Origin of the sequence: Pelagimonas sp. KU-00592-HH (assembly GCF_040369695.1) — a bacterium.
Taxonomy (GTDB): Bacteria; Pseudomonadota; Alphaproteobacteria; order Rhodobacterales; family Rhodobacteraceae; genus Shimia.
This window is the reverse complement of sequence record NZ_BAABWM010000003.1, coordinates 415064-437972: the sequence shown is the minus strand read 5'-3', so window position 1 is coordinate 437972 and position 22909 is coordinate 415064. Positions and strand designations below refer to the sequence as shown.

At 59.5% G+C, this 22909-nt stretch carries 22 protein-coding genes; 10 read left to right on the top strand and 12 right to left on the bottom strand.

Going from position 1 to position 22909, the window contains the following annotated elements:
* Window positions 1-1377, bottom strand: coding sequence for a Trk system potassium transporter TrkA (trkA, locus tag ABWV42_RS14515; RefSeq protein ID WP_255106510.1), 1377 nt, complete (start codon window positions 1375-1377; stop codon window positions 1-3).
* A 114-nt stretch (window positions 1378-1491) separates the two neighbouring features.
* On the opposite strand from trkA, the gene ABWV42_RS14510 reads away from it, so the two are divergent.
* Window positions 1492-1941 (top strand): hypothetical protein, encoded by a 450-nt coding sequence (locus tag ABWV42_RS14510; RefSeq protein WP_353340795.1) that lies wholly within the window; start codon window positions 1492-1494, stop codon window positions 1939-1941.
* Between the two features lie 2 nt (window positions 1942-1943).
* On the opposite strand, the gene ntrX is transcribed toward ABWV42_RS14510, so the two are convergent.
* The 5 genes from ntrX to dusB form a co-directional block, all read right to left on the bottom strand.
* Window positions 1944-3350 (bottom strand): nitrogen assimilation response regulator NtrX, encoded by a 1407-nt coding sequence (ntrX, locus tag ABWV42_RS14505; protein ID WP_353340794.1) that lies wholly within the window; start codon window positions 3348-3350, stop codon window positions 1944-1946.
* Window positions 3351-5471: a sensor histidine kinase NtrY-like gene (locus tag ABWV42_RS14500; RefSeq protein ID WP_353340793.1), complete on the bottom strand. Its 2121-nt coding sequence runs from the start codon at window positions 5469-5471 to the stop codon at window positions 3351-3353.
* A gap of 246 nt (window positions 5472-5717) precedes the next feature.
* Complete coding sequence (locus ABWV42_RS14495) at window positions 5718-7082, bottom strand: response regulator (protein ID WP_255106505.1); 1365 nt, start codon at window positions 7080-7082, stop codon at window positions 5718-5720.
* The gene (locus ABWV42_RS14490) at window positions 7082-8164 is read right to left on the bottom strand and encodes a two-component system sensor histidine kinase NtrB (protein WP_502930966.1); all 1083 of its coding nucleotides are present in this window, start codon (window positions 8162-8164) and stop codon (window positions 7082-7084) included. The genes ABWV42_RS14495 and ABWV42_RS14490 overlap by 1 nt, the downstream gene beginning before the upstream one ends.
* Window positions 8164-9162 (bottom strand): tRNA dihydrouridine synthase DusB, encoded by a 999-nt coding sequence (gene dusB, locus ABWV42_RS14485; protein ID WP_353340791.1) that lies wholly within the window; start codon window positions 9160-9162, stop codon window positions 8164-8166. Before dusB ends, ABWV42_RS14490 begins: the two co-directional genes overlap by 1 nt.
* Window positions 9163-9321: 159 nt before the next feature.
* Between dusB and ABWV42_RS14480 the strand changes: the two genes are divergently transcribed.
* The 5 genes from ABWV42_RS14480 (at window position 9322) to ABWV42_RS14460 (ending at window position 13458) form a co-directional block, all read left to right on the top strand.
* The gene (locus tag ABWV42_RS14480; protein ID WP_353340790.1) at window positions 9322-10464 is read left to right on the top strand and encodes a bifunctional 2-C-methyl-D-erythritol 4-phosphate cytidylyltransferase/2-C-methyl-D-erythritol 2,4-cyclodiphosphate synthase; all 1143 of its coding nucleotides are present in this window, start codon (window positions 9322-9324) and stop codon (window positions 10462-10464) included.
* A complete protein-coding gene (locus ABWV42_RS14475) occupies window positions 10461-10952 on the top strand; it encodes a phosphatidylglycerophosphatase A family protein (protein ID WP_353340789.1) in 492 nt (163 codons plus the stop codon). The genes ABWV42_RS14480 and ABWV42_RS14475 overlap by 4 nt, the downstream gene beginning before the upstream one ends.
* Window positions 10949-11425, top strand: coding sequence for a CinA family protein (locus ABWV42_RS14470; protein ID WP_353340788.1), 477 nt, complete (start codon window positions 10949-10951; stop codon window positions 11423-11425). Before ABWV42_RS14475 ends, ABWV42_RS14470 begins: the two co-directional genes overlap by 4 nt.
* A complete protein-coding gene (locus ABWV42_RS14465) occupies window positions 11409-12062 on the top strand; it encodes a uracil-DNA glycosylase family protein (protein WP_353340787.1) in 654 nt (217 codons plus the stop codon). The genes ABWV42_RS14470 and ABWV42_RS14465 overlap by 17 nt, the downstream gene beginning before the upstream one ends.
* A gap of 214 nt (window positions 12063-12276) precedes the next feature.
* Window positions 12277-13458 carry an ammonium transporter gene (locus tag ABWV42_RS14460; RefSeq protein ID WP_353340786.1) on the top strand — a complete coding sequence of 394 codons (1182 nt, stop codon included), beginning with the start codon at window positions 12277-12279 and terminating at the stop codon, window positions 13456-13458.
* A 64-nt stretch (window positions 13459-13522) separates the two neighbouring features.
* On the opposite strand, the gene ABWV42_RS14455 is transcribed toward ABWV42_RS14460, so the two are convergent.
* Both ABWV42_RS14455 and ABWV42_RS14450 read right to left on the bottom strand, forming a co-directional pair.
* Complete coding sequence (locus tag ABWV42_RS14455) at window positions 13523-14815, bottom strand: MmgE/PrpD family protein (RefSeq protein ID WP_353340785.1); 1293 nt, start codon at window positions 14813-14815, stop codon at window positions 13523-13525.
* Between the two features lie 37 nt (window positions 14816-14852).
* Complete coding sequence (locus ABWV42_RS14450; protein WP_353340784.1) at window positions 14853-15302, bottom strand: type II toxin-antitoxin system RatA family toxin; 450 nt, start codon at window positions 15300-15302, stop codon at window positions 14853-14855.
* Between the two features lie 69 nt (window positions 15303-15371).
* Here ABWV42_RS14450 and hpt point away from each other — a divergent pair, with 69 nt between their 5' ends.
* Window positions 15372-15911 (top strand): hypoxanthine phosphoribosyltransferase, encoded by a 540-nt coding sequence (gene hpt / locus ABWV42_RS14445; protein ID WP_255106477.1) that lies wholly within the window; start codon window positions 15372-15374, stop codon window positions 15909-15911.
* Window positions 15912-15931: 20 nt separating this feature from the next.
* Complete coding sequence (locus tag ABWV42_RS14440) at window positions 15932-16075, top strand: hypothetical protein (protein ID WP_353340783.1); 144 nt, start codon at window positions 15932-15934, stop codon at window positions 16073-16075.
* Window positions 16076-16091: 16 nt separating this feature from the next.
* Here the strand turns inward: ABWV42_RS14440 and lipA are convergent, their stop codons facing one another.
* On the bottom strand, window positions 16092-17042 hold the full coding sequence (lipA, locus tag ABWV42_RS14435; RefSeq protein WP_255106473.1) for a lipoyl synthase: 951 nt from the start codon (window positions 17040-17042) through the stop codon (window positions 16092-16094).
* Between the two features lie 106 nt (window positions 17043-17148).
* Entirely contained in the window at window positions 17149-18687 is a 1539-nt protein-coding gene (locus ABWV42_RS14430; protein ID WP_353340781.1) for a calcium-binding protein, read from the bottom strand.
* Between the two features lie 226 nt (window positions 18688-18913).
* Here ABWV42_RS14430 and ABWV42_RS14425 point away from each other — a divergent pair, with 226 nt between their 5' ends.
* A complete protein-coding gene (locus ABWV42_RS14425) occupies window positions 18914-19459 on the top strand; it encodes a peroxiredoxin (protein WP_353340780.1) in 546 nt (181 codons plus the stop codon).
* 164 nt (window positions 19460-19623) lie between these two features.
* Here ABWV42_RS14425 and ABWV42_RS14420 read toward each other — a convergent pair whose 3' ends face one another.
* On the bottom strand, window positions 19624-20523 hold the full coding sequence (locus tag ABWV42_RS14420) for a DUF6456 domain-containing protein (RefSeq protein ID WP_353340779.1): 900 nt from the start codon (window positions 20521-20523) through the stop codon (window positions 19624-19626).
* Between the two features lie 441 nt (window positions 20524-20964).
* On the opposite strand from ABWV42_RS14420, the gene ABWV42_RS14415 reads away from it, so the two are divergent.
* A complete protein-coding gene (locus tag ABWV42_RS14415; RefSeq protein WP_255106463.1) occupies window positions 20965-21258 on the top strand; it encodes a DUF6477 family protein in 294 nt (97 codons plus the stop codon).
* 12 nt (window positions 21259-21270) lie between these two features.
* Here the strand turns inward: ABWV42_RS14415 and ABWV42_RS14410 are convergent, their stop codons facing one another.
* Window positions 21271-22815: a trimethylamine methyltransferase family protein gene (locus ABWV42_RS14410; protein ID WP_353340778.1), complete on the bottom strand. Its 1545-nt coding sequence runs from the start codon at window positions 22813-22815 to the stop codon at window positions 21271-21273.
* Between the last annotated feature and the right edge of the window lie 94 nt (window positions 22816-22909).

The window sequence follows — 22909 nt, the reverse complement described above, 5'->3', positions numbered from 1 at the left end:
TCAGAAGAAATCGATGGAAACTTGCATCAGGCGTTCGACTTCGGGAACATCCGCCGCCATTGAGAACAGCGCGATCACGTCCCCCTCATCAATTCGTGTCCCACCCTTGGGTTTGATGATTTCATCGCCCTTCTGCACCGCCCCCACGAGCACGCCTTCCGGAAACTCGATGTCGCGGATCTGCTTGCCGGCGATGGGGGACGTCGACAGGACTTCGGCCTCGATGATCTCGGCCTCGGCATCGCCAATCGAATAGACATCCCGCACGCGGCCATGGCGAATGTGCCGCAAGATCGAACTCACGGTCGTGGCCCGCGGGTTGATGTAGGCATCAATGCCAAGCGGCCCCATCAACGGGACCAGCGTCGGGTCATTGATCAGGGCAATCGCCATCTGGCACCCCCGTGACTTGGCCCGCACCGCCGTCAGCAGATTGACCTTGTCGTCATCCGTCACCGCCAGAACGGCGTCAGCGCGATCAACGCCCGCTTCGGACAAAAGACCGGCGTCCAGACCGTCCCCGTGGAGAACAATTGTCCGCTCCAAAGCCTCGGCGGCCACTTCCGCAACTTTCCGGCTGCGTTCAATCACCTTGGCGCGGATGCGGTCTGTGCTGGCCTCAAGTTTCTGCGCAACGGTCAAACCGACGTTGCCACCACCGACAAGCAAAACACGCTCTTGTTTTTTCTGTGTTTTACCAAAGACTTCCAGGGTTCTCACAACGTCTTCGGCAAAGGTAAAGACATAGATCTCATCGCCCACGAACAGCTGGTCCGCCGGTTCGGGCGCGAACAATGTGCCTTCCCGTCTAACCCCGACAACCACCGCACGCAGGGTCGAAAACAGATCGGTCAGCTGGCGCAGCGGGGTGTTCACCACTGGGCAATCCTCGTCCAGCGTCACCCCGAACATCTGCACACGTCCATCAAGGAAGGTTTCGGTATCAAAGGCCGCGGGCGCGGAAAGGCGTTTCAAAGCCGCCTCGGCCACCTCCATTTCCGGACTGATCACAACATCGATCGGCATGTGATCGCGCCGATAGAGATCAGAATAGATCGCATCCAGATAGGATTGGCTGCGCAGGCGCGCGATCTTGCGGGGAATGGCAAAGACCGAATGGGCCACCTGGCAGGTCACCATGTTGACCTCGTCCGAGTAGGTCGCGGCAATGATCATGTCCGCGTCGCGCGCTCCCGCCTTGTCGAGGACGTCCGGATAGCTTGCGAACCCGGCAATGCCCTGAACATCAAGCGTATCCGTGGCACGGCGCACAAGATCGGGATTGTTATCGACGACGGTGACGTCGTTTTTCTCGGAAGACAAATGCCGGGCGATTTGCCAACCAACCTGCCCAGCCCCGCAGATAATGACCTTCATTGGATACCTCTTTGGGTTTCAGAGTTCTGGATGCCAGATGCCGGGCCGGAGGTCAAATACTACCATTGACGCTGCCCTGCCCCTTGCGGTTTCATGAACCCAGGAGGGGTGATAATGAAACCCTATGTTCTTGGCATTTCAATTCTTGTTGCAGTGGCCGGATGCACCAGTTTCGGCACCTATTACAAACCCGGCACGACGCTGGAAAAGATCGACAGGGCCACGCTGTCCTGCCGCTCCCGGGCCGAGAGAGAGGTGCCGCCCCGGATCATCATTGATCGCTATCCCGTCTACGGCCCGCCCCGCACGCCCGGAGGTCCGCGTGTCATCCTCTATTGGGAAACCAACTATATTGAATTGAACGAAGGTCTGCGTGATCGCGTCCGTGCGCAATGCATGAGCGACGCGGGCTATGAACGCGTTACAATCCCCTACTGCACGGAAGAACAACTCGCGGGTAAGACCTTCAAACCATTGGCGAAAACGCCAAAGCTCGACGAGTCCATTTGCGCTGTCCGTCGCGACGGCAAGCGCATCCTGATCGATCTCGACAAGCCGCTTTAAGGTCAGCTCGCCTCGTCTTCCTGAACCCGCGCAACCCGCGCACCGGTTTTGGCCGAGGTCACAACACCCAGTGACTTGAGCTTGCGGTGCAGCGCGCTGCGTTCCATGCCGACAAAATTCGCGGTCCGGCTGATGTTGCCGCCAAACCGATTGATCTGTGTCAGCAGGTACTCTCGCTCAAATGCCTCGCGGGCCTCGCGCAGCGGCAAGGTCGCAAGCGCACCGGAGAGGACGACGCGGCCTTCTTCCTCGTCCGCCGGGCCGTCTCCGGGCAGTTCCTTGGCCTCGATCGGGCCGTTACCGTCTCCGAGGATAAGCACGCGCTCGATCAGGTTCTTGAGCTGACGTACGTTTCCGGGCCAGGACATGGTCTGCATCAGAGCGACGGCCTCTTCCGAAATCTCCCGCAGCGGCAGGCCCTGCGAGGCGTTCAGCTCGCGAATAAAGTGCTCGGCAAGGAGTGGAATATCTTCACGACGGTCCTCAAGCGACGGCACCGCAATCGGCACGACGTTCAGACGGTGGTAGAGTTCCTGACGGAAGTTTCCTGCCTCGATTTCTGCATCCAGATCGCGATTGGTCGAGGAAATCACTCGCAAGTCAACACGGATTTTCTCATGCCCGCCAACACGTTGAAACTGTTGTTCAACCAGGACCCGCAGGATCTTGGACTGGGTGGCTTCGGGCATGTCGGCAACTTCGTCAAAGTAGACGACCCCGCCATTCGCCTGCTCAAGAAGACCGGTTTCCACACCACGTTCCGCGCTTTCGCTCCCGAACAGCATTTCATCGATGCGATCCGGATCCATCCCATCGCAGCTGATCACGACAAATGGCGCGTTGGCGCGGTTTGAGTTGGCGTGGATATAGCGTGCGGCGACTTCCTTGCCGACGCCGGCCGGACCGGACAGCATCACCCGCCCGTTCGATTTGGTGACCTTGTCCAGCTGACCGATCAGCATCCGGAACGCGGCGCTGTCTCCCAGAACCTCGCTGGGCTTTGCGTCCTGCTTCTTCAGTTCCTGGTTCTCACGACGCAGCCGCGAGGTCTCCATCGCGCGTCGAATAACAACTAGCAACTGATCGATATTAAAGGGTTTTTCGATAAAGTCGTAGGCACCCTGTTTGATCGCGGCAACGGCGATTTCGATGTTGCCGTGGCCAGAGATGATCACGACCGGAACGTCGGGGTGGTCGCGTTTGACGACCTTGAGGATGTCGATCCCGTCCATGTGGCTGTCTTTCAGCCAGATATCGAGGATCATCAGGGCGGGCTGCTCGGCCTGCACCTCTTTCATTGCGTCGTCGGAATTGCCTGCGAGACGGGTCGTGAAGCCCTCGTCCTCGAGAATATCCGAAATCAACTCGCGAATGTCGCGCTCGTCGTCGACAATAAGAATGTCACCCATTTACTCACCCACCTCTTCTTGCATCTCCCCGGCCGCCCTCTGCGGGGCGGACAAAGGCAATCGGATTACAGCCATCGCGCCGGGGCGGTCGTTGCCGCCGAACACCGGAGCGTCTTCAAGAACAAGGCTACCGCCATGTTCTTCAATGATTTTCTTGACAATCGGCAGGCCCAGCCCGGTGCCCTTGTCACGCGTGGTGACATAAGGTTCGAACAGGCGGGCGCGGTCTTCGGGAAGACCGATGCCATTGTCACAAATGCGGATTTCCACACGTCCGTCCTGCACGTCGCAGGCCACCCGAATTTCCGGCGAAAACCCGTCCGGGGCGCCTTTTTCGATGCGGGTTTCAATCGCCTCACCGGCATTCTTGATCAGGTTGGTCAGGGCCTGTGAAATCATGGTTTCATCAAGATCAGCACAGACCGGGCCTTCTGTGATGTCACGCACAAACTTGACTGTTGGCTGGCCTGCCTCCTGCAAAAGAACACATCGGTCCAGCGTCGGTATTACGTCGGTATTGCGACGGTCCGGTTCCGGCATGCGGGCGAACTTGGAAAACTCGTCGACAATGCGCCTCAGATCATTGGTCTGGCGCACGATGACTTCGGTCATCTGCTCCAGCTTCTCGCTGTCGTCGCCGACACGCGAGGCAAACTTGCGCTTGATACGTTCCGCAGACAGCTGGATCGGCGTGAGCGGGTTCTTGATCTCGTGGGCGATCCTGCGGGCCACATCCCCCCAGGCCGCCATCCGCTGTGCCGTCACCAGATCGGTGACATCGTCGAAGGCCACAACATAGCCCTCAAGGCCGCCATCTTCGTTGCGGCGGGTCGACATGCGCACCAGCAGGTTCTCAAGCCGTCCGGAGCGTACAACGCGCACCTCATCCTGCGCCACTTCGGCAGGGCCTTCGGACAATGTTGCGAACATCGGCCCGAACTCGGGAACCGCGACGGCGATTGCCATGCTCTGATGATCGCCCGACCAGTCCAGCAGACGTTCGGCGGAGCGGTTCACGAAAGCCACCTTGCCCTCGGCATCAAGGCCAACCACGCCAGAGGTCACCGAGCTCAAAACCGAGTCGAACATCCGACGGCGCTGTTCAATCTGCCGCGTGTTTTCAAGCAGCGTGTCGCGTTGGCCTTTCAACTGACGGGTCATCTGGTTGAAGTAGCGCCCCAACATGGCGATCTCGTCGTCGCCGTCTTCCTCGACCACCTGAACGTTAAGATCCCCTGCCCCGACGCGCTGAGCCGCGCCCGTCAGGCGCCCGACCGGGCGTGCTAGACGTTCTGCAAACCATAGCCCCATCCAGATCGCGGCAGCAATCAGGATCACGGCAAAGCCAAGGTAGACCAGCGAAAACTCGAACAGGACGCGGCCGCGTTCGCTTTCCAGCTGGTTATAGAGTTTTGCGGTTTCCCGGGTTTCATCGAGCAGCGAGAAGATAGAGCCATCCACCTCGCGACTGATATATAGCAAACGGTCCACGAAGGCGTCCAACCGCACCAGCGCCCGAAGTTCGTTGGTTTCCCAGTCGCGGATGATCACGCTGCCCTGTTGCGTGGCCTCGCCGATCTGTTCCGGCGTTGGCCGTTCGAAATCAAAAAGGTACGAGCTTTCGCCCCGCGCCCGGATCTCACCGGTGCCATCAATCACATAGGCCTCTTTCACGCCGCGCTGAATCTGGTTCTGCCCACTGGACAAAAGCACCCGAATGTCGCCGGTTGAGAGGAAAAAGGTCGAACGTCTCTGTCCGTTCAGGAACCGCGCCAGGGCCATCGCGTCGAATTCGAGGTCACGCACGTGTTCCTCTTCATAGGCTTGTGCGGCGGCTACCGAGTTTCCGACAACGCTGCTGACACGGTCCGAGAACCAGCCTTCAAGACCGATGTTCACTGTCAAACCCGCGAACACCGCGACTGATACAGTCGGGACAAGCGCAAGCAGGGCAAAGGCTCCCGTCAGACGCATGTGCAGGCGCGAGCCGGCCGATTGCGCCCGTCGGGAGGCATAGATGCGAGCTATTCGTTGGGCAACCAACGCCGCCACTGCAATCACGTAGACAAGGTCAAGCAGGAGAACCAGCCGCAATGCCCCGGAGGTTGAGCGCTGGTTCATTGGCCCGAGGATCAGGAAGGTCGCAAGGGCGAGGCATGGGCCAAGAAAGACCAATGCCCAGGTGGCAAAATTCCGCACACGCCGCTGCCTTCGCAAGCGGTTCAGTTTCGCCCAGTGACCATTTTTTGCCAGGGTATCCACCCGACAACCTCAATCGATTCTTCGCCGGCGCACCGGCATACCGCCATGATTTTTGGGCCAAGCCGCAGAAAACTGCGGCAGAAAGGCCACGCTATTGTGGCAGTTTTACATCAACTTGCGGCGCCGTGTCACCTGAATATCCAGATCGGTGATCTTTTTGCGCAGCGTATTTCGGTTGATGCCAAGCAGATCGGCGCATTTGGCCTGATTGCCGCCGGTGGCGTCCAATGCAATTTCAATCAGAGGCAGTTCGATCTCGCGCAGGATGCGGGCATAAAGACCGGCGGGCGGCAGCATATTGCCATGCAGATCAAAGTAGCGACGCAGGTGACGGCCCACGGACGCCGACAGTTTTTCTGTGTCTTCCCCGCCAAGGTTCGGGCCCACCTGCGGCTGCGCCCCGAGAACGCCTTCTGCTTCGGCCAAGGTGATTTCATCGGTCCGCGCGGTCAGGACTAGACGTTTCACCGCGTTTTCAAGCTGACGCACGTTGCCCGGCCAACTGTAGGCGCGCAGCATTTCCATCGCGTCCTTGGAGAACAGGCGCATGGGCGCGCCATCGCGTTCCGAGCGGTTCAGGAAGTGTTCGACCAACAAGGGAATATCGTCGACACGCTCACGCAGCGACGGCACGTGGATGGTGGCCCCGTTCAGACGGTAGTACAGGTCCTGGCGCACCTTGCCCTTTTCCATCGCGTCTTCCAGATTGATCTGCGACGTCGCCATGAACCGCGGGGAATGTTCACCAGGGTTGTCGATCATGCGCACGATGCGGGCCTGAATTTCGTCGTCGAAATCACCGATTTCGTCAAAAACAACCGTGCCACCCTTGGCCTTGGCAAGAACTTTGCTTGGCCCTTCCAGATCGTTCAGGTCAGCGGCAGTCACCGCGACAAAAGGCAATGTGCGACGGTCCGAGAAATCGTGAATTTCGCGCGCGATCAACGACTTGCCAGTGCCACTTTCACCAGAAATCAGAACCGGAAGATCGGTATTCATCACCCGCGCCACGAGGCGGTAAAGCGCCTGCATCGCCGGGGTGCGCCCCACCAGGGGCAGTTCGTCGGGGCGTTCGTCGTCGGCTTGCGGCACGCTGGGGGCGCGGCGTTTCTGCTCAAGCGCCTTACCGGTGCGTTTCATCAGGTCCGGCAGATCGAAGGGCTTCGGCAGGTAGTCATAGGCCTCGGCCTCTGCGGCCTGGATTGCCGTCATGATGGTGTTCTGCGCCGAGATCACGATGACGGGCAGACCGGGACGATCCTCCGAGATCTTGGGCAGCATCTCGAGACCATTGCCATCGGGCATCATCACGTCCGTGATCACCACGTCGCCCTTGCCTTCGGCGACCCAGCGCATCAGCGTGGTCAGCGAGGAGGTGGCATGCACCTTACAGCCAGCGCGGGTCAGCGCCTGTGTCAATACGGTGCGGATTGTGCGGTCGTCATCAGCGACAAGTACGGTGCCATCCATCAGGTGGTCTCCTTACGTTTCTTGTTCGTGTCGCGGGGCATGCGCGGCAGGGAAATGCGGAACACCGTGCGCCCGGGCACGCTGTCTACGGTGATCAGGCCGTCGTGGTCCGAGATGATCTTGCTCACGAGGGCAAGGCCAAGCCCGGTCCCGTTCTCACGGCCGGACACGAAGGGATCGAACACGTCGCCCTTGATGTCCTGTGGCAGGCCCGGGCCGTCGTCGATCACTTCGATCTGTAGCGGCAGGGCCTGGCCTGTGCCATCGGAGCGGCGCAGGCGGAAGGAGTGTTCATAGTAGGTGCGCAGGCGGATCGTGCCGGCATCACCAGCGGCCTCCGACGCGTTCTTCAACAGGTTCAATACGACTTGCAGAAGCTGGTCCGCATCCCCTTGCGCCAGGGGCAGCGATGGATCGTAGTCTTCGATCACTGTCATATGCGCCCCGAAACCAACCACGGCAGAGCGACGCGCCTTGTCGAGGACATCGTGAATGTTAACCGGTTCCCGCTGCGGTGGCGAGAGATTGCCGAACTGCTCGACCTGTTCCAGCAGTTTCACGATGCGGCGGCTTTCCTCGACGATAAGATCGGTCAACTCGAGATCATCGGGGCTCAGGTTCATCGACAGAAGTTGCGCGGCACCGGTGATTCCGGCGAGCGGGTTCTTGATCTCGTGCGCCAGCATCTCGGCCATGCCGATGGCCGACTTGGCCGAGGATTTCACGCCGTTGGATCGTGTCATGCGCCCCGCAAGTTCGCGCGACGAGATCAGGAAGATCATCTTTTCGCTGGCGTTCGAGACCGGAGCGATCTTGAGATTGCACTGCATCGGCGGACCATCGCCAGTGCCGATGTCGACATCGTTCACGAACAGCGGTGTGCTGAATCTGCGGGCGCGCTCAAACGCCTCTTCCAAGGGCGCATCCACCATCAACTTGTCCCAGATCGGCACACCACGGATGGATTTGACGGACGTGTTGAGAAAGTTCTCAGCCGCCGGGTTGATATCTTCCACCCGATCGCTTCCATCCACGAGGATCGCCGGAATTGGCAGGGAGTTCCAAATCGCGAGATCATTCATCACGCCACATCCTTCTTGTCCCCAGCGCCAAGCGCGTCAGGCAATAGTGCGAGAACCTGTTTCGGATCGCGGGCCGTCTGCACCAGTCGGCGCAAGTCTTTCGGAGTGGCCGCATCGTCCATGTACCAACCAAGGTGTTTGCGAGCGACGCGCAGCCCAAGGTCTTCGCCATAGAAGGACAGCATGGTTTCGTAGTGATCCGAGACCATGTCAACGAGCGCCCAGCCCTGCGGGATGTCCGGTGCCTCGCCGCCAAACAGGTCAGCGGCCATCTGCGCAAGCACCCAGGGCCGTCCCTGTGCGCCGCGACCCACCATGATGCCATCGGCTCCGGACTGGCGCAGAGCCTCGCGGGCAGAGGTCGTGTCGACGATGTCACCATTGGCAATCACCGGTACGTTCACAGCCTCCTTGATCGCGGCAATCGCGGCCCAGTTTGCCGATCCCTTGTAGAACTGGCAGCGGGTGCGGCCGTGGATCGTGACCATCTGAATGCCGGCATCTTCGGCACGACGCGCCAGTTCGGCGGCATTCAGCATGTTGTCATCCCACCCCAGCCGGGTTTTGAGCGTCACCGGGATGTTCACGGCCTCTACAACCGCCTCGATCAGGCCAAGCGCGTGATCGAGATCTTTCATGAGGGCAGAGCCGGAGGCCCCTGCCCCGCTGGTGCTTGTGACCTTCTTGGCCGGACATCCCATGTTGATATCGATCAGCGCCGCGCCATTGGCTTCGACCTGCCGCGCGGCCTCGGCCATCCAATAGGCCTCACGGCCTGCGATCTGAACCGAGGTGTTAGCCTTGCCGAACCCGAGTTCGGCCTTTTCCCTTACACCGGGCTTGGATTGCACCATCTCCTGACTTGCCACCATTTCAGACACGACAAGCCCCGCCCCAAAGGACGACACCAGATCGCGGTATGGCAAATCGGTAATTCCGGCGAGTGGCGCCAGAAAAACAGGAGGGTTCAGAGTGAGGTGTGCGACTTGAACGGTCACATGCTTAATCCTTGTGCATTAAATTCGAGCTAGCCGACTCAGGGCGCTAACACAATGATCGACTGGTGAAATATGTAGCGCAAAAATTCAAATGATTAAAATATAGGCACACCCACAGGGCCGATTGCCTCTCTCTCGCGCAAGTTCTAGACAAAGGACATGACGCATTCTCATGGAAAAACAGCCGCCGTGATCGTGGCCGCAGGGCGTGGAACCCGTGCTGGCGCGGGCGCTCCAAAGCAGTGGCGCCCCCTGTCCGGACGCCGTGTTGCCGACTGGACCATCGCCGCATTCACGCAGCATCCCGACATCGATCTCGTGATCGCGGTCACCCATCCGGATGACGATCACGAAGCCGAAACACTGGGCGTCGACTTTGTGCATGGCGGCGCTACCCGCGATGCCTCGGTCCGTGCGGGGCTTGAAGCGCTGGAAGGCCGCGGTGTGACCCGCGTTCTGATCCATGACGTGGCACGCGCGGGGATCACGGGCCAGACCATCAGCGACGTGATTCATGCGCTGGACACGGCGCAGGGCGCCGCCCCTGCCCTTGCCGTAACGGATGCCCTTTGGCGCGGTGCTGACGGCATTGTCGCGGGCACCCAGGATCGCACGGGCCTGTTTCGCGCCCAGACACCGCAGGGCTTTCACTTCGACGCCATCCTAGCCGCGCATCGCGCGCATCCGGGTGGCGCGGCCGATGATGTCGAGGTCGCCAGACAGGCAGGTCTGGACGTGGCCATCGTTCCGGGCGATGAAGCAAACCTGAAGATCACCACCCCGGGCGATTTCGCCCGCATGGAAGAGGTATTGAGGGACAACATGGATATCAGGCTGGGCAATGGGTTCGACGTACATGCCTTTGGTGAAGGCAGTTTTGTCACCCTCTGCGGCGTGGAAATTCCGCATGAACGGGGCCTCAAGGGCCATTCCGATGCCGACGTCGGCATGCACGCGGTGACGGATGCCATCTATGGCGCACTGGCCGAGGGCGATATCGGGCGTCACTTTCCGCCCAGCGATATGCAGTGGAAAGGTGCGGACAGCGCGATCTTCCTTGATCACGCTGTCAAACTGGCCGCCGACAAGGGGTTCACGATTTCCAACATCGACTGCACCCTGATCTGTGAACGCCCCAAGATCGGCCCGCACGCCGCAGCAATGATGCAGTGTATGGGCGAGATCATGGGGCTGGATGCGGACCGCGTGAGCATCAAGGCGACAACAAGCGAACGTCTCGGCTTTACCGGGCGCGAAGAAGGGATCGCGGCGCTTGCCACCGCGACACTGGTGAAGACATGAGCCAATTGATTGCAACCGTCTTTGGTGTGGGCCACCTGCGCCCCGCTCCGGGCACATGGGGCTCTTTCGTAGCCGTCCTGATGGCGCTTGGCCTGCATTACATCGGCGGCTTTCCCCTGTTGGCGGTGGCCTCGGTGCTGGTCTTTTTCATCGGCTGGTGGGCGACAGCAGAAGCCACGCGCGGCAAGGACGACCATGACCCGAGCGAGATTGTCATCGACGAGGTCGCGGGCCAGTGGATCGGCCTTCTCGTGGTCAGCTTCGGGGCCTGGCATGCGGGTCTTGATCCGCTTCTGCTCTATCCGGGATGGATCGCGGGCTTTGTTCTGTTCCGCCTGTTCGACATCACCAAGCCCGGCCCCATCGGATGGGCCGACCGCCGCGGAGACGCGCTGGGTGTGATGCTGGATGACGTGATTGCTGGTGTGTTCGCCGCCATCGGCACCGGCATCCTCGCGTGGCTCAGCCACGGGGTTCTGGGACTATGACGCCCTCGGATCTTCTGGACCTGTGCAAGGCCAAGGGCCTGCGCATCGCCACCGCCGAAAGCTGTACCGGCGGCATGGTCGCGGTGGCGCTGACCGATGTTGCGGGGTCGTCCGCCGTGTTCGAACGTGGCTTTGTCACCTATACCAACACCGCGAAGACCGAAATGCTGGGCGTGCGCGAGGCGACGCTGGCGGCGGTGGGCGCTGTGTCAGAAGAGGTCGCCCGCGAGATGGCGCTGGGGGCGCTGGTCAACAGCGACGCAGACATCGCGGTCTCGATCACCGGCATCGCCGGGCCGGGCGGATCAGAGTTCAAACCCGAAGGCCGCGTCTGCTTTGGCATCGCCGACAAGACCGGCTGCACGACCGAAACCATCGAGTTCGGCGCACTTGGGCGCACCGAGGTCCGTATGGCGGCACGGAATCATGCACTGCAATTGTTGTGGAGAAAAGCGGGTGGTCCAAAGGATTGAGGAAGAACTGCTCCTGCTTGCCCGAAAACGGCAAGCCAGCCAATGGCCGGGGTATCGCAATATTCACGAGTTCCACAACGGGGCTTATGAGGCGGACTACATTTCACCTTGGTCAAAATCTGCCCACAACCTCGAAAGCGGCATTGTCATTCTCGGACAGGACTGGGCATCCGAAGATTTCCTGCAAGGTCCATTCAACGAAGCCGTTGCCCGCTTTGGGTATGACCCCAAGCTTCCGACCAACATCAACCTGTCGAGGCTATTGAACGACCACCTTCAGCTACGGTTTTCGGATACTTGGGCAACCAACCTTTTTCCGTTTGTCAAATCTGGAGGTATGTCCGCACAAATTCCGGCGGCGGACTATCGGAGAGCCGCAGTCGAGTTCCTGATGCCAGCTCTAAAAATCGCGAAACCGAAGCACGTCATTTGCTTGGGGGCTGGCGTAAGGCGGCATTTTGGAAGTGTGGCCGGCTTGGGTAAGATGCCGCCAATGGACATCGCTATTTCGAAACCGCTCGAACTTGACGGAGTGCTCGTCCATACGGTTGCACATACCGGCGCTTTGGGAACGAACAATCGCGGCAAACAGCGCGTGGAAGAAGATTGGAAACATCTCGCAGACAGAGTTCTTTAGGGAACTGTTGCGGAATCGCCTCCCCCTCCCCCTGAAAAGCCGCTTCCGCAAGATGACGCCAAAATAACCGACGCCCGCCGATTTCTGCGCATTTTTTGTGCAGATTGCAAAATGCCCACGATAAAGGCATCTTTTCGCATCCCCCTCGTTTCTTTCCGCCCGTTTCTTCCGCTTTGTGACGCCCAAACAAGCAACAAACGGAAAGGAAGGGACAATGAACGGAGCGGATACCGCCTGGATCATCGTGGCAACTGCCCTGGTCCTGTTCATGACATTGCCCGGTCTGGCGCTGTTCTACGGTGGCCTTGTACGCGCGCGCAACGTCCTCAGCGTCTTCATGCAAACCTACGCCATCGCCTGTCTGATGAGCGTCCTGTGGCTGGCCGTCGGCTATTCCATCGCCTTCGGATCTGGCGAGGGTGGTCTCTGGGGCGGTCTGGGCAAGGCCTTCCTTGCGGGCGTTGACGCGGACAGCCTGTCCGGCACCCTGCCCGAGGTTCTGTTCTTTGCCTTCCAGATGACCTTTGCGATCATCACCCCTGCCCTGATCGTCGGTGCCTATGTCGAACGTATCGGCTTTGGCTTTGTCTTGCTGTTCTCGGGTCTGTGGATGCTCTTGTGCTATGCGCCGGTGGTTCACTGGATCTGGGGTGGCGGCATGCTGGCCGATGGCGGTCTGTTTGGCGAAGTTGGCGTCAAGGACTTTGCCGGTGGTATCGTGGTGCACGAAACCGCAGGTATCGCGGCCCTCGTTATCGCTGTCTTCCTTGGCCCGCGCAAGAACCGCACCACCCCGCCGCACGCGCCGTGGATGGTGATGATCGGTGCCGCGATGCTCTGGGTTGGCTGGTTCGGCTTCAACGGCGGCTCGCAGCTTGCCGCTGACGGTGGCGCCGCCATGGCCCTGACCGTGACCCACATCTCTGCGGCCACAGCCTCGCTGACCTGGGCGCTTTGGGAAAAGATCAAATACGGCAAGGCCTCGCTGGTTGGCCTGGTGACCGGTACCATCGCGGGCCTCGCCTCAATCACCCCGGCCTCTGGTTTTGTCGGCCCGATCGAAGCCCTGATCATCGGTGCGGTTGCCGGTGTCCTGTGTCAGGAAGCCGTGAATGTCGTGCGCAACATGCTCAAGATCGACGACACGCTGGACGTTTTCGCTGTTCACGGTGTTGGCGGCATCTTCGGCACCATCATGATCGCCGTCTTCGGTGCAGGTTCCTGGGCGGCACAGCTGGGCGGCCTGGCCGTCGTCGGCATCTTCACGCTGGTGGTTTCGGTTGTCCTCGTGAAGGTCGTGGGCCTGATCACACCGCTGCGCGTCGACGCTGAAACCGAGGTCAACGGCCTTGACCTGAGCGTCCATGGTGAACGCGCCTACGACATGAATTCATAAGTTCCAAAATCCACTCAGGAACGTGAAAGGGCGGCCTTGAATGGGCCGCCCTTTTTGCTTTGCCTCAGCCAGCGATGAAGCTGCCTATCTCTCTAGGATTGGCCCCGACTTCGATGATATCCCAAAGCGCCTGTGCCTTCCCGGGGCCGATCAGAGCCGCCGCCTTACCTTTCAACCGCGCTTCGCGATCTGACATGGCCATGGGCGCATTCAGGTCGTGCTCTGCGGTGAGAACGGTTCCATCCTTCAGGGTGAGGCGCAACTGTGCTTCGGTTTCCGAAACGCTCTCGTCCGGCGTGACCTCAACCCGCTGGCGCAGGGCCACCAGCGCGGGATCGGCGCAAAGGGTATCGGAATAGCTGTCGAGGGCTGCCGTGGAATGGCCAGTCAGCGACATCGCCGCAACCATCCGGTACGAGAACTTGGCCCCAAGGCCGGTGATCGGGTCCGGCTGATTGCAGACGTTCATCCAGCGCGGGTGCGTGGTGATCGCAACCCTTTCAACATCCTCTGGCGCCGGCCGGTTCATGCCCGCCAGAGCTTCGAGGGTGGCGTGCAGACCGTGGCAGCAGGCATGGAACTTGTGGCTGATGCTGTCGAACAGCCAGTCCTCGCCCAACCCGTCCAGCGCGCCTTCAAGAGCCTGTCCGGCGTGGGTTGGCCCAAACCCCTGCGCGGCTTCCAGCGCCATTGGATTGGGCTCGAACCCCTTGGCGACCAACAAGGCCGCCTCAACCCCGTTCGCCGCCGCAAGGCCAGCGTTATAGGGTTTGCCCATCGTCCCGAACTGCGACTTCAGACCAGAGGCCCGCGTCGCCGCCAGGCCTAGCGTGGCGGCCACCTTGGCGGCATCGAACCCCAGCAGATGCGCCGCCGCCGCTGCCGCGCCAAAGGCCCCTGCGGTTCCGGTCTGGTGAAACCCTGTCTGATAGTGGTCACGCCCAAGCCAGACCCCGACGCGGATCGAGGTTTCGACACCGATCAGGGCGGATCGCAGAAAATCCTCTCCTGATGCCCCCAGCTTTTCCGCCAAGGCCAGCGCCGCCGGAAGCACGGCAACTGACGGGTGACCGATATGGGCAAAATGTGTGTCGTCATAATCAAGCGCGTGGGATGTCGCGCCATTCACTAGCGCCGCCGCCCGTGCCGGCACCTTGCCGGATGCGCCGAACATATGGCCCTGCGCCGCGCCGCCTTCCTCAGACACCATGTCCCTTGTGATCCGAGAAACAGGTTCACCGGCTCCGGCCATGCCACAGGCAACCCAGTCAAGAAGCGACAAGGCCATCATGTGCCGCGTGGCATGGGGTGCCGCGGGCGGGTTGGCGATGAAATCGGCAAGGGATTGGGTGATCATGGATGGCCTCCGGTCGGTCAGAGGCCACCTTAGCGTGTCAGGCAGGACCGTAAAGGGCCGCCGCGCGTTGTTCGAAGGCCCGCACGATCCGGTGCATGGCCTCGTTGAAGACAACCCCGATCACGCCCTGAAGGATCGCGCTCTTGAATTCGAAATCAACGTAGAAAGACACGTCACAGCCGCCTTCGACATCTTTGAAATCCCATGTCGACTTGAGGTATTTGAACGGCCCGTCGAGGTATTCGGTAATGATGCTCTTTTCGGTGTCCTTGAGGGTGACGCGGCTTCCGAAACGCTCGCGGAAGACTTTGAAAGAGATCACCAGATCGGCCAGCATCACCTTGGCGTCGCCTTCATCCGTGACACTGCGGATGCGCGACGCGGCGCACCACGGCAGGAATTTCGGATAGGAGGCCACATCCCCCACCAGATCATACATCTGCTGGGCGGTATAAGGCAGCGTGCGGGTTTCAGAGTGGGTCGGCATGTCGCCCCATTTTCACGTGACAGTGGCGGCTCATTTCGTATGCTCGGGCCGGAAAATCAAGGGGGTCTTATGTCAGAGCGTCCATATGTCATCGACCAGATGATCTCGGCCAAGTCGATTGCAGCGCGGATTGAAGAGCTGTGCGGGGAAATTGCCCAGGAATACAAGGAGACCGACAAACTTGTGGTTGTTGGGCTTTTGCGCGGGTCATTCGTGTTCATCGCCGATCTGGTGCGCGAGCTGGACCTGCCGGTCGAGGTGGATTTCCTCGAGGCCTCGTCTTACGGCAACGCAATGGAATCAAGCCGCGAGGTGCGAATCCTCAAGGACCTGCGCGGCGAGATCGAAGGCCGCGATGTGCTGGTGGTGGAAGACATCGTCGATACCGGTCACACGCTGACCCATGTGCTGCACCTGCTGAAGTCGCGCAATCCTGCCAAGTTGCGCACCATTGCGCTTTTGGATAAACCGTCGCGGCGCGAGGCGGACATCAAGGCCGACTGGATCGGGTTCTCGATCCCGGATGAATTTGTGGTCGGCTATGGGATCGATTTTGCCCAACGCAACCGGAACCTGCCCTTTATCGGCAAAGTGCGCTTTACCGAATGAACCTGCGCCACCTCATGCGCATGGCCCGATGGGCACGCAACCCACCTTCGGAAAAGCGGGTTATCCTCGTGTTCGTGGTGATTGCGCTGTGTCTGGCGCTGGTGGCGGTCGAGAAATGGATCGGCTGGCCCGCCTGGGCCACCGTCAACAAGATGGGGCGCTAAACGCGCCCCTGCCGGTTCAGGCCTGACCCAACTTTTCGTTGCGCGCCTCGCGCAGTTTCGCGAAATCGTCGCCCGCGTGGTAGGACGAGCGCGTCAGCGGCGTGGAAGAGACCATCAAGAACCCCTTGCCAAAAGCTGCGGTTTCATAGGCCTTGAATTCCTCGGGCGTCACAAAGCGATCAACCCGGTGGTGTTTTGGGGTCGGCTGAAGGTACTGGCCGATGGTCAGGAAATCGATGTCGGCGGCGCGCATGTCGTCCATGACCTGCCCAACCGATTGCTTGTCCTCGCCCAGGCCAACCATGATACCCGACTTGGTAAAGATCGACGGGTCCATTTCCTTGACGCGCTGCAAGAGGCGAAGGGAATGGAAATAACGCGCACCGGGGCGCACGGTGGGATAGAGGCCCGGAACCGTTTCAAGGTTGTGGTTGAACACGTCCGGTTTGGCCTCGACCACGATTTCGAGAACCGAAGGATCACACTTGAGGAAATCCGGCGTCAGGATTTCGATGGTGGTCTTGGGGCTACGGTGGCGAATGGCGCGGATGGTCTGGGCAAAGTGATCTGCACCCCCATCCTTGAGGTCATCGCGGTCCACCGAGGTGATCACCACGTGGTTGAGATCAAGTTTTTGAACCGCATGGGCCACGCGGCCCGGCTCGAACTGGTCCAGCTCGTCCGGCTTTCCGGTTGCGATATTGCAGAAGGTGCAGCCGCGGGTACAAATCTCGCCCATGATCATCATGGTGGCGTGACCCTGGCTCCAACATTCGCCGGCGTTTGGACAGGCCGCCTCTTCACAGACAGTGGCCAGCTTGTTGTCCCGCATGATCCGGCGCGTTGCGTTATACCCTTCGCCGGTTGGTGCCTTGACCCGAATCCACTTGGGTTTCTTGGGCTGGGCGTTATCCGGACGATGCGCTTTTTCAGGATGGCGCTGTTCGGGGATTTTCAGATCACGCACGGGCTTTCCCTTCGGTCAACATTGCTTCCGTTTCCTTTAGCATAGCCTGACCGTACAGGAAGGGCCAGAGACGCATAGCCGCTATGACCGCGCCTCTGGCAGGGTGTCAGAGAATGAAGTCGCTGGCCCCAAGCAACGAGAAATCCAGCCCCTTGATAATGATCGACCCATCCCCTCCGAGCATCGAAAGGTCGATCAGGGTGAAGTCGGATTTGAGATCGGTGGCTGCGGCAAGCAGATCGGCAGGAAAGCTGGAAATTTCGATGCCGAAGTTGCTGAGGTCGATCCGGTCCTGACCGTTGGTGAAGTCGGCGATGAGATCATTGCCTGCGTTGCGGTTGAACACGAAGATGTCGGCGCCAGCCCCACCGCTCAGCACGTCATCGCCGCGTCCGCCGGCAAGCAGGTCGGCACCGCCTCCGCCATAGAGCGTGTCATCTCCCATGCCGCCGTAGATGTCGTCGGCCTGCCCTCCTCCCAGCAAACGATCCTGTCCTTTACCGCCATTGAGCAGGTCGGTGCCGATACCACCGTTCAGAGTATCCTCGCCGCCTTTGCCAAAAAGACTATCGCTTCCCTCTGCCCCCATCAGATCATCATTGGACTTGCCGCCATACAGGGTATCGTTGCCCTTGCCGCCATCGACTTTTCCATCCACCGAACCAAGGCCGCCACGGTAGATGTCGTTGCCCGACACCAGAAACACGTTCCCCGAAATGTTCCCGGCATTGCGAATGAGATCGGCACCGTCCCCGGTGCGCACGTCCCCGATCATGTCACCAAGGTTTCGCAGGACAATATCTTCGCTCGAAATCCCGTAAAACGCCCAGTCGTTACCAATGACCGTGCCGGTGTTTTTCACCTCCAGCCCAAGTCCCGATACATGGTTTATCGCCGTTGTCCCGGCCTCGATCGTACCGGAGTTGGCGAGGTAATTGTCGTCACCCGACAGTTGAACGCCACTGCTTTCCCCAAGGATTTTCCCGGCATTGACCAATTCGAACCCACTGGCATCGCTCTGAACGCCGGTCACACCTGCCAGAATGTCCCCTGTGTTGAGGACACTGACATTCTTTCCGTAATTACTGATCCCCTTGGATGCCGAAGAAATTGTGCCTTCGTTTGCAATGTTGGAGTTGTCCGAAGACCCGCCCAGTCCGAGACCGGCATTCGAACCTGTCACAAACCCGCGGTTCATCACGTCGGCGGTCTGGGAAATTCTGACCCCCTCGTACCCCTCGATCGTGCCGGTGTTCGTCAGGCGAGACCCATCGCCACCCAGACTGACACCATAGAAGCTAGTGGAATAGACGCTGCCTTGCACGCTGATATCGGAATCTTCCGCATAAACCGAGATGCCCGTGAGCTCTGATGTCACGCTGCCGTCTTGGGTGACAATGACAGTGTTATCCACGGCAAGGCTTGGGTCGGTGATGTCGCCCAATTCGATCCCATAGTATCGTGAAGACACGATAAGACCCTCAACGATGATAATGCGGCCATCATTGCCTGATGCGGCATTGATCGCAGGGAGCCCTGTCGTCGACACGATGACGTTCGCCGTGCGCGCAACCACAAGCGTGTCATACGAGATATGGTAGTTGATTGAAAATGTATTGCTGGAAGACGAAACGATTGTAGGCATAAGAATTCCTTAAGAAAACGTGGTTTACAAAAAGTTAATTTGAACCGGCTCTTGGTGAGCGGCCTGCGTAAATATGCATCTTCTTAACTGTTTAATGAGCCCGCTGTCCACCGCTCGCACAACGACCATGCGGAAAGTCGTCACCTCGGCCGCAAGGCGGATTGCACCGAAATTAGAATCGTTTTAAACACCCCGCGATTGCAATCTTCTCATGAGGAATCCCCCGATGCATACAGGCGTAAAAGTCCCCGCAGTGACCTTCAAAACCCGTGTTCGCGACGAAGCCGTTGGCGGCCCCAACCCCTTCCGTTGGCAGGACATGACCTCGGACGATTACTTTGCTGGCAAGCGCGTTATCCTGTTCTCGCTGCCGGGCGCCTTCACCCCCACCTGCTCGACCTACCAGCTGCCGGGTTTTGAAAAAATGGCCGGCGAATTCGCTGAGCTGGGCATCGACGAAATCTACTGCATGTCGGTCAACGACAGCTTCGTGATGAACAAATGGGCCGAGTCGCAGGACCTCGAAAACGTCAAGGTCATCCCGGACGGTTCGGGCGAATTCACCCGCAAGATCGGCATGCTGGTCGCCAAGGACAACCTGGGCTTTGGTGCACGTTCGTGGCGCTATGCCGCCATCGTCAACAACGGCGTTGTTGAAGCATGGTTCGAAGAGCCGGGTCTGGAAGACAACCACGGTGAAGACCCCTATGGTGTCTCCTCGCCGGAAAACCTGATGGACCACCTGAAAGCGGCCAAGGTCGACGTCGCATAAGTCTTGCGACATCCGGAAAGTTTGAACGGTCCGTGCCTCATGCACGGACCGTTTCTTTTTGCAGCAACGCAAAGCGGAGAATGTGTTGGGCGGCGCAACAGATGTGCGCCGCCCCTTCGCTCGCTGTTGGCTCAAAACTTCAAGCGATAAACCCAAGGAGGGTCCTACCCGATCATATGCCCTGCCTGCCCTGCTTGTGAACGATAATATTCACTCAACCGCGTAAGCGCGATGCGCAGAACGATCTTGCCGGAGCGCGCAGACCAGCCCAAACGCTTCTCGGTGCTTTCCAGACCCTCAAGAAAACAGCAGCATCTGAGTGTCACATCCGCAAGCCCTGTCCCCAGCTCTTGCAGCGCCCCGACAACACGCTGACTTGCCTGCCCCGGTATGGTTGCGGTGCGTGTAGGCTCTGCCTGTTTCAGGGTCTCGTGATCGGTCAGGATCTGGTACCAGTCCAGCGCGGTTTCGGCATCGAGTTGCGCCAGTTCGAAATCCTCGCGCAGGCGCTCACCTGCCGCCACCTGTGCGTCATTCAGGAAGGGAGAGCCATCCCGATCCCGCCGTCTTGCAAGGGCGGCCAGCGGCGAGTCCGCGGCGGAGAAACGCTGCGCGATCACCTCCCCCATCGCAAGGTCCGGTGCACCATCAAAGACGGCCTGCGCCTCGGCGAACCCAACGGCCTTGCTTTCGGCATCCGCCATCATCCGGTTCAAGGCAGATCGCCCGCAAGCGGTTATGATATAACGGGAAATTCGCCCCGGAGACGGGCATGTGATCCATTCTTTCAGGGCCAGCGCCTCGACAATGTCGCGCGCGACAACGGCCGTTCGTGTCTGGGCCTCGCCGGTTTCACGAACCACCACCGCTTTGTCCATGTCGGCCGCCACGGCCAACACGGCCCCCGTTTCGCAAAGACGGCGCAACACGCGCTGGGCCTCGGCATCGAAGGTCGTGGAATTCGGAAGGAAAGTGTCTTTATCGGCATGGTGCATGGTCTGGATCTCCTCGCGGGCTGAACTCTCAACGCGGAAGTGCAAACCGTTTGCCAGACGCACCAGCATGGCATCCACCAAGGGATCGTCCCGGCGGCATTCCAGACGCCTGATCTGCCTTGAAATCGTAGAGGGATGCGCGGCCGAGCGGCGCGCCAGGGACCGGATGGAGACACCCGTTTCAGTATGCTCCAGATACCGGAGAACATCCTGCGGTATCCACTGAGGCAGCCGATCCAATGTCCTTCTAGACTGCATGTATGACAGCCTCGAAAAGGTCAGAATGACACCCACAGTTACCCAAGAGTTATCCCCATACCTATCCACAAAATTAAAAACGATTCCTTACCTGGAAGTTAACGGTTGTCCGCTAAGACCAGCATTGTTTCGATTTTATGAACAGTGTCGAAATCTTGAGTTCGCGGGAATCAAATTCACGCAACACCCGCTTAAGTTGTGTTTTCGTGATTGCCTTCGTCAGAAAAAACTCGTTGTTGGAGGCACACAATCATGAAAGATATCCTTGGTCATCTCAACACGCTGAAACGCCCCCGTCTGCTTATCCGGGCCGCTCGCGCCGGCGTAGACGGCTACAGCCGCACCGAGCATCTGCAACGCCATTTCGGCTATGGCAAGCTGCCGCGCAATGCAGTCGCCCTTATGTCATTGATGGAGAAAGAAGCGCAACTGAATGACCAACGCCGCAAGGGGGATGCGGGGTATTCGCTTGTGTCACATGTGGACACACTCATTGCGATGATGGGAGAGGCACAATTGATGCGCGCCTCTCGCCAAAGAGTATAGGGCAGAAGCGCCTCAGGTCATCGAATCCGGCATGGACGCCTTTTTCTTGGCCACGTATTCGTTCAGGGCCTCTTCGATACCAGCGTCCATTTCCGGCTTCTGGTAGTCTGCGAGAAGTTTCTCGACACGGCTGGTCGCCAGTTGGCGGGTGTCGCGCGCGCCTTCTTCTTCCCAGGTCTCGAACGGTTTGTAGTCCAGCAGGTCCGACTTCCAGAACGCGGTCTTGAAGTTGGCCTGGGTGTGGTCACAACCGAGATAGTGGCCACCTGGACCAACTTCGCGGATCGCGCCCATGGCCTGCGCGTCCTCGTCATAGGGAACACCCTTGGCCAGACCGTGCAGCGCGCCCAGTTGGTCGGCGTCCATGACAAACTTCTCAAAGTCAGCCACAAGACCACCTTCCAGCCAGCCGCAAGAGTGCAGCATGAAGTTCACACCCGACATCAGACCCATGTTGAGCGAGTTGGCGGTTTCATAAGCCGCCTGCGCGTCGGGCAGTTTCGAGCCACAGAACGAACCGGCCGAACGGAACGGCAGGTTCAGACGACGGGCCAACTGACCGGCACCATAGGTGACGAGCGAGGCTTCGGGGGTGCCGAAGGTCGGCGCACCAGAGCCCATGTCGATCGACGAAACGAAGGCGCCAAAGATCGCGGGCGCACCGGGGCGCACCACCTGGCTATAGGCCACACCGGCCAGAACTTCGGCCAGAACCTGCGTCAGGGTACCAGCAACCGAAACCGGTGCCATCGCGCCGCCCACGATGAAGGGCGAAATGATGCACGCCTGGTTGTTCTGGGCATAGACTTCGAGCGAGCCCATCATCACGTCGTCGAAGGTCATCGGCGAGTTGATGTTGGTCAGCGAGGTCATCACGGTGTTGTTCTGAACAAAGTCTTCGCCGAACAGGATGCCCGCCATGTCGACCGAATCCTGCGCACGGCTTGGTTCGGTGACCGAGCCCATGAACGGCTTGTCGCTCAGGGTCATGTGCGCCATCAGCATGTCGAGGTGACGCTTGTTCACCGGGATATCGGTCGGTTCACACACCGTACCGCCCGAGTGGTGCAGCCATTTCGACATGTAAGCCAGCTTCACGAACTTGTTGAAGTCGTCCATGGTCGCGTAACGACGGCCACCGGCGGCATCGCGCACGAAGGGCGGGCCATAGACCGGCGCCAGAACCAGGTTACGGCCACCGATTTCCACCGATTTGGCGGGGTTGCGGGCGTGCTGGGTGAATTGCGACGGGGCGGTCTTGATCAGCTCGCGGGCAAGGCCGCGCGGGATGTGGACGCGTTCGCCCTTGACGTCGGCACCGGCGTTTTTCCAGCGTTCAAGCGCCGCCGGATTGTCAACAAAGTTGACACCGATTTCTTCGAGTACGGTTTCAGCGTTGTACTCGATGGTCTCGATCGCTTCTTCGTTCAGAACCTCGAAGTTCGGAATATTGCGTTCGATGTATTTTGCGGTCTCAAAGGAGACAGCGCCGCGTTCGGCGCGGCGGGCTGCGCCTCCACCACCACGGCTCCGACGACGTGCTCGCGCTTCAGTCATGTGCTTTCCTCACCAAAAAGCGTTTCTTTCCCCTACCGTGATACAAGTGACGGCCCCAAAGCCAGAGAAAGATAACGGCCATTGAAGTTGAAAA

Bases quoted from the DNA above. Each gene is read 5' to 3' on its own strand.
- hpt (WP_255106477.1), top strand. From the start codon at position 15,372: ATGTCAGAGCGTCCATATGTCATCGACCAGATGATCTCGGCCAAGTCG.
- ABWV42_RS14510 (WP_353340795.1), top strand. From the start codon at position 1,492: ATGAAACCCTATGTTCTTGGCATTTCAATTCTTGTTGCAGTGGCCGGA.
- ABWV42_RS14460 (WP_353340786.1), top strand. From the start codon at position 12,277: ATGAACGGAGCGGATACCGCCTGGATCATCGTGGCAACTGCCCTGGTC.
- ABWV42_RS14450 (WP_353340784.1), bottom strand. From the start codon at position 15,302: ATGCCGACCCACTCTGAAACCCGCACGCTGCCTTATACCGCCCAGCAG.
- ABWV42_RS14420 (WP_353340779.1), bottom strand. From the start codon at position 20,523: ATGCTGGTGCGTCTGGCAAACGGTTTGCACTTCCGCGTTGAGAGTTCA.
- trkA (WP_255106510.1), bottom strand. From the start codon at position 1,377: ATGAAGGTCATTATCTGCGGGGCTGGGCAGGTTGGTTGGCAAATCGCC.
- ABWV42_RS14410 (WP_353340778.1), bottom strand. From the start codon at position 22,815: ATGACTGAAGCGCGAGCACGTCGTCGGAGCCGTGGTGGTGGAGGCGCA.
- ABWV42_RS14490 (WP_502930966.1), bottom strand. From the start codon at position 8,164: ATGAATGATCTCGCGATTTGGAACTCCCTGCCAATTCCGGCGATCCTC.
- ABWV42_RS14470 (WP_353340788.1), top strand. From the start codon at position 10,949: ATGACGCCCTCGGATCTTCTGGACCTGTGCAAGGCCAAGGGCCTGCGC.
- ABWV42_RS14415 (WP_255106463.1), top strand. From the start codon at position 20,965: ATGAAAGATATCCTTGGTCATCTCAACACGCTGAAACGCCCCCGTCTG.
- ABWV42_RS14425 (WP_353340780.1), top strand. From the start codon at position 18,914: ATGCATACAGGCGTAAAAGTCCCCGCAGTGACCTTCAAAACCCGTGTT.
- ABWV42_RS14475 (WP_353340789.1), top strand. From the start codon at position 10,461: ATGAGCCAATTGATTGCAACCGTCTTTGGTGTGGGCCACCTGCGCCCC.
- ABWV42_RS14440 (WP_353340783.1), top strand. From the start codon at position 15,932: ATGGCCCGATGGGCACGCAACCCACCTTCGGAAAAGCGGGTTATCCTC.
- ABWV42_RS14500 (WP_353340793.1), bottom strand. From the start codon at position 5,471: ATGAACCAGCGCTCAACCTCCGGGGCATTGCGGCTGGTTCTCCTGCTT.
- ABWV42_RS14430 (WP_353340781.1), bottom strand. From the start codon at position 18,687: ATGCCTACAATCGTTTCGTCTTCCAGCAATACATTTTCAATCAACTAC.
- ABWV42_RS14495 (WP_255106505.1), bottom strand. From the start codon at position 7,082: ATGGATGGCACCGTACTTGTCGCTGATGACGACCGCACAATCCGCACC.
- ABWV42_RS14455 (WP_353340785.1), bottom strand. From the start codon at position 14,815: ATGATCACCCAATCCCTTGCCGATTTCATCGCCAACCCGCCCGCGGCA.
- ABWV42_RS14480 (WP_353340790.1), top strand. From the start codon at position 9,322: ATGACGCATTCTCATGGAAAAACAGCCGCCGTGATCGTGGCCGCAGGG.
- ntrX (WP_353340794.1), bottom strand. From the start codon at position 3,350: ATGGGTGACATTCTTATTGTCGACGACGAGCGCGACATTCGCGAGTTG.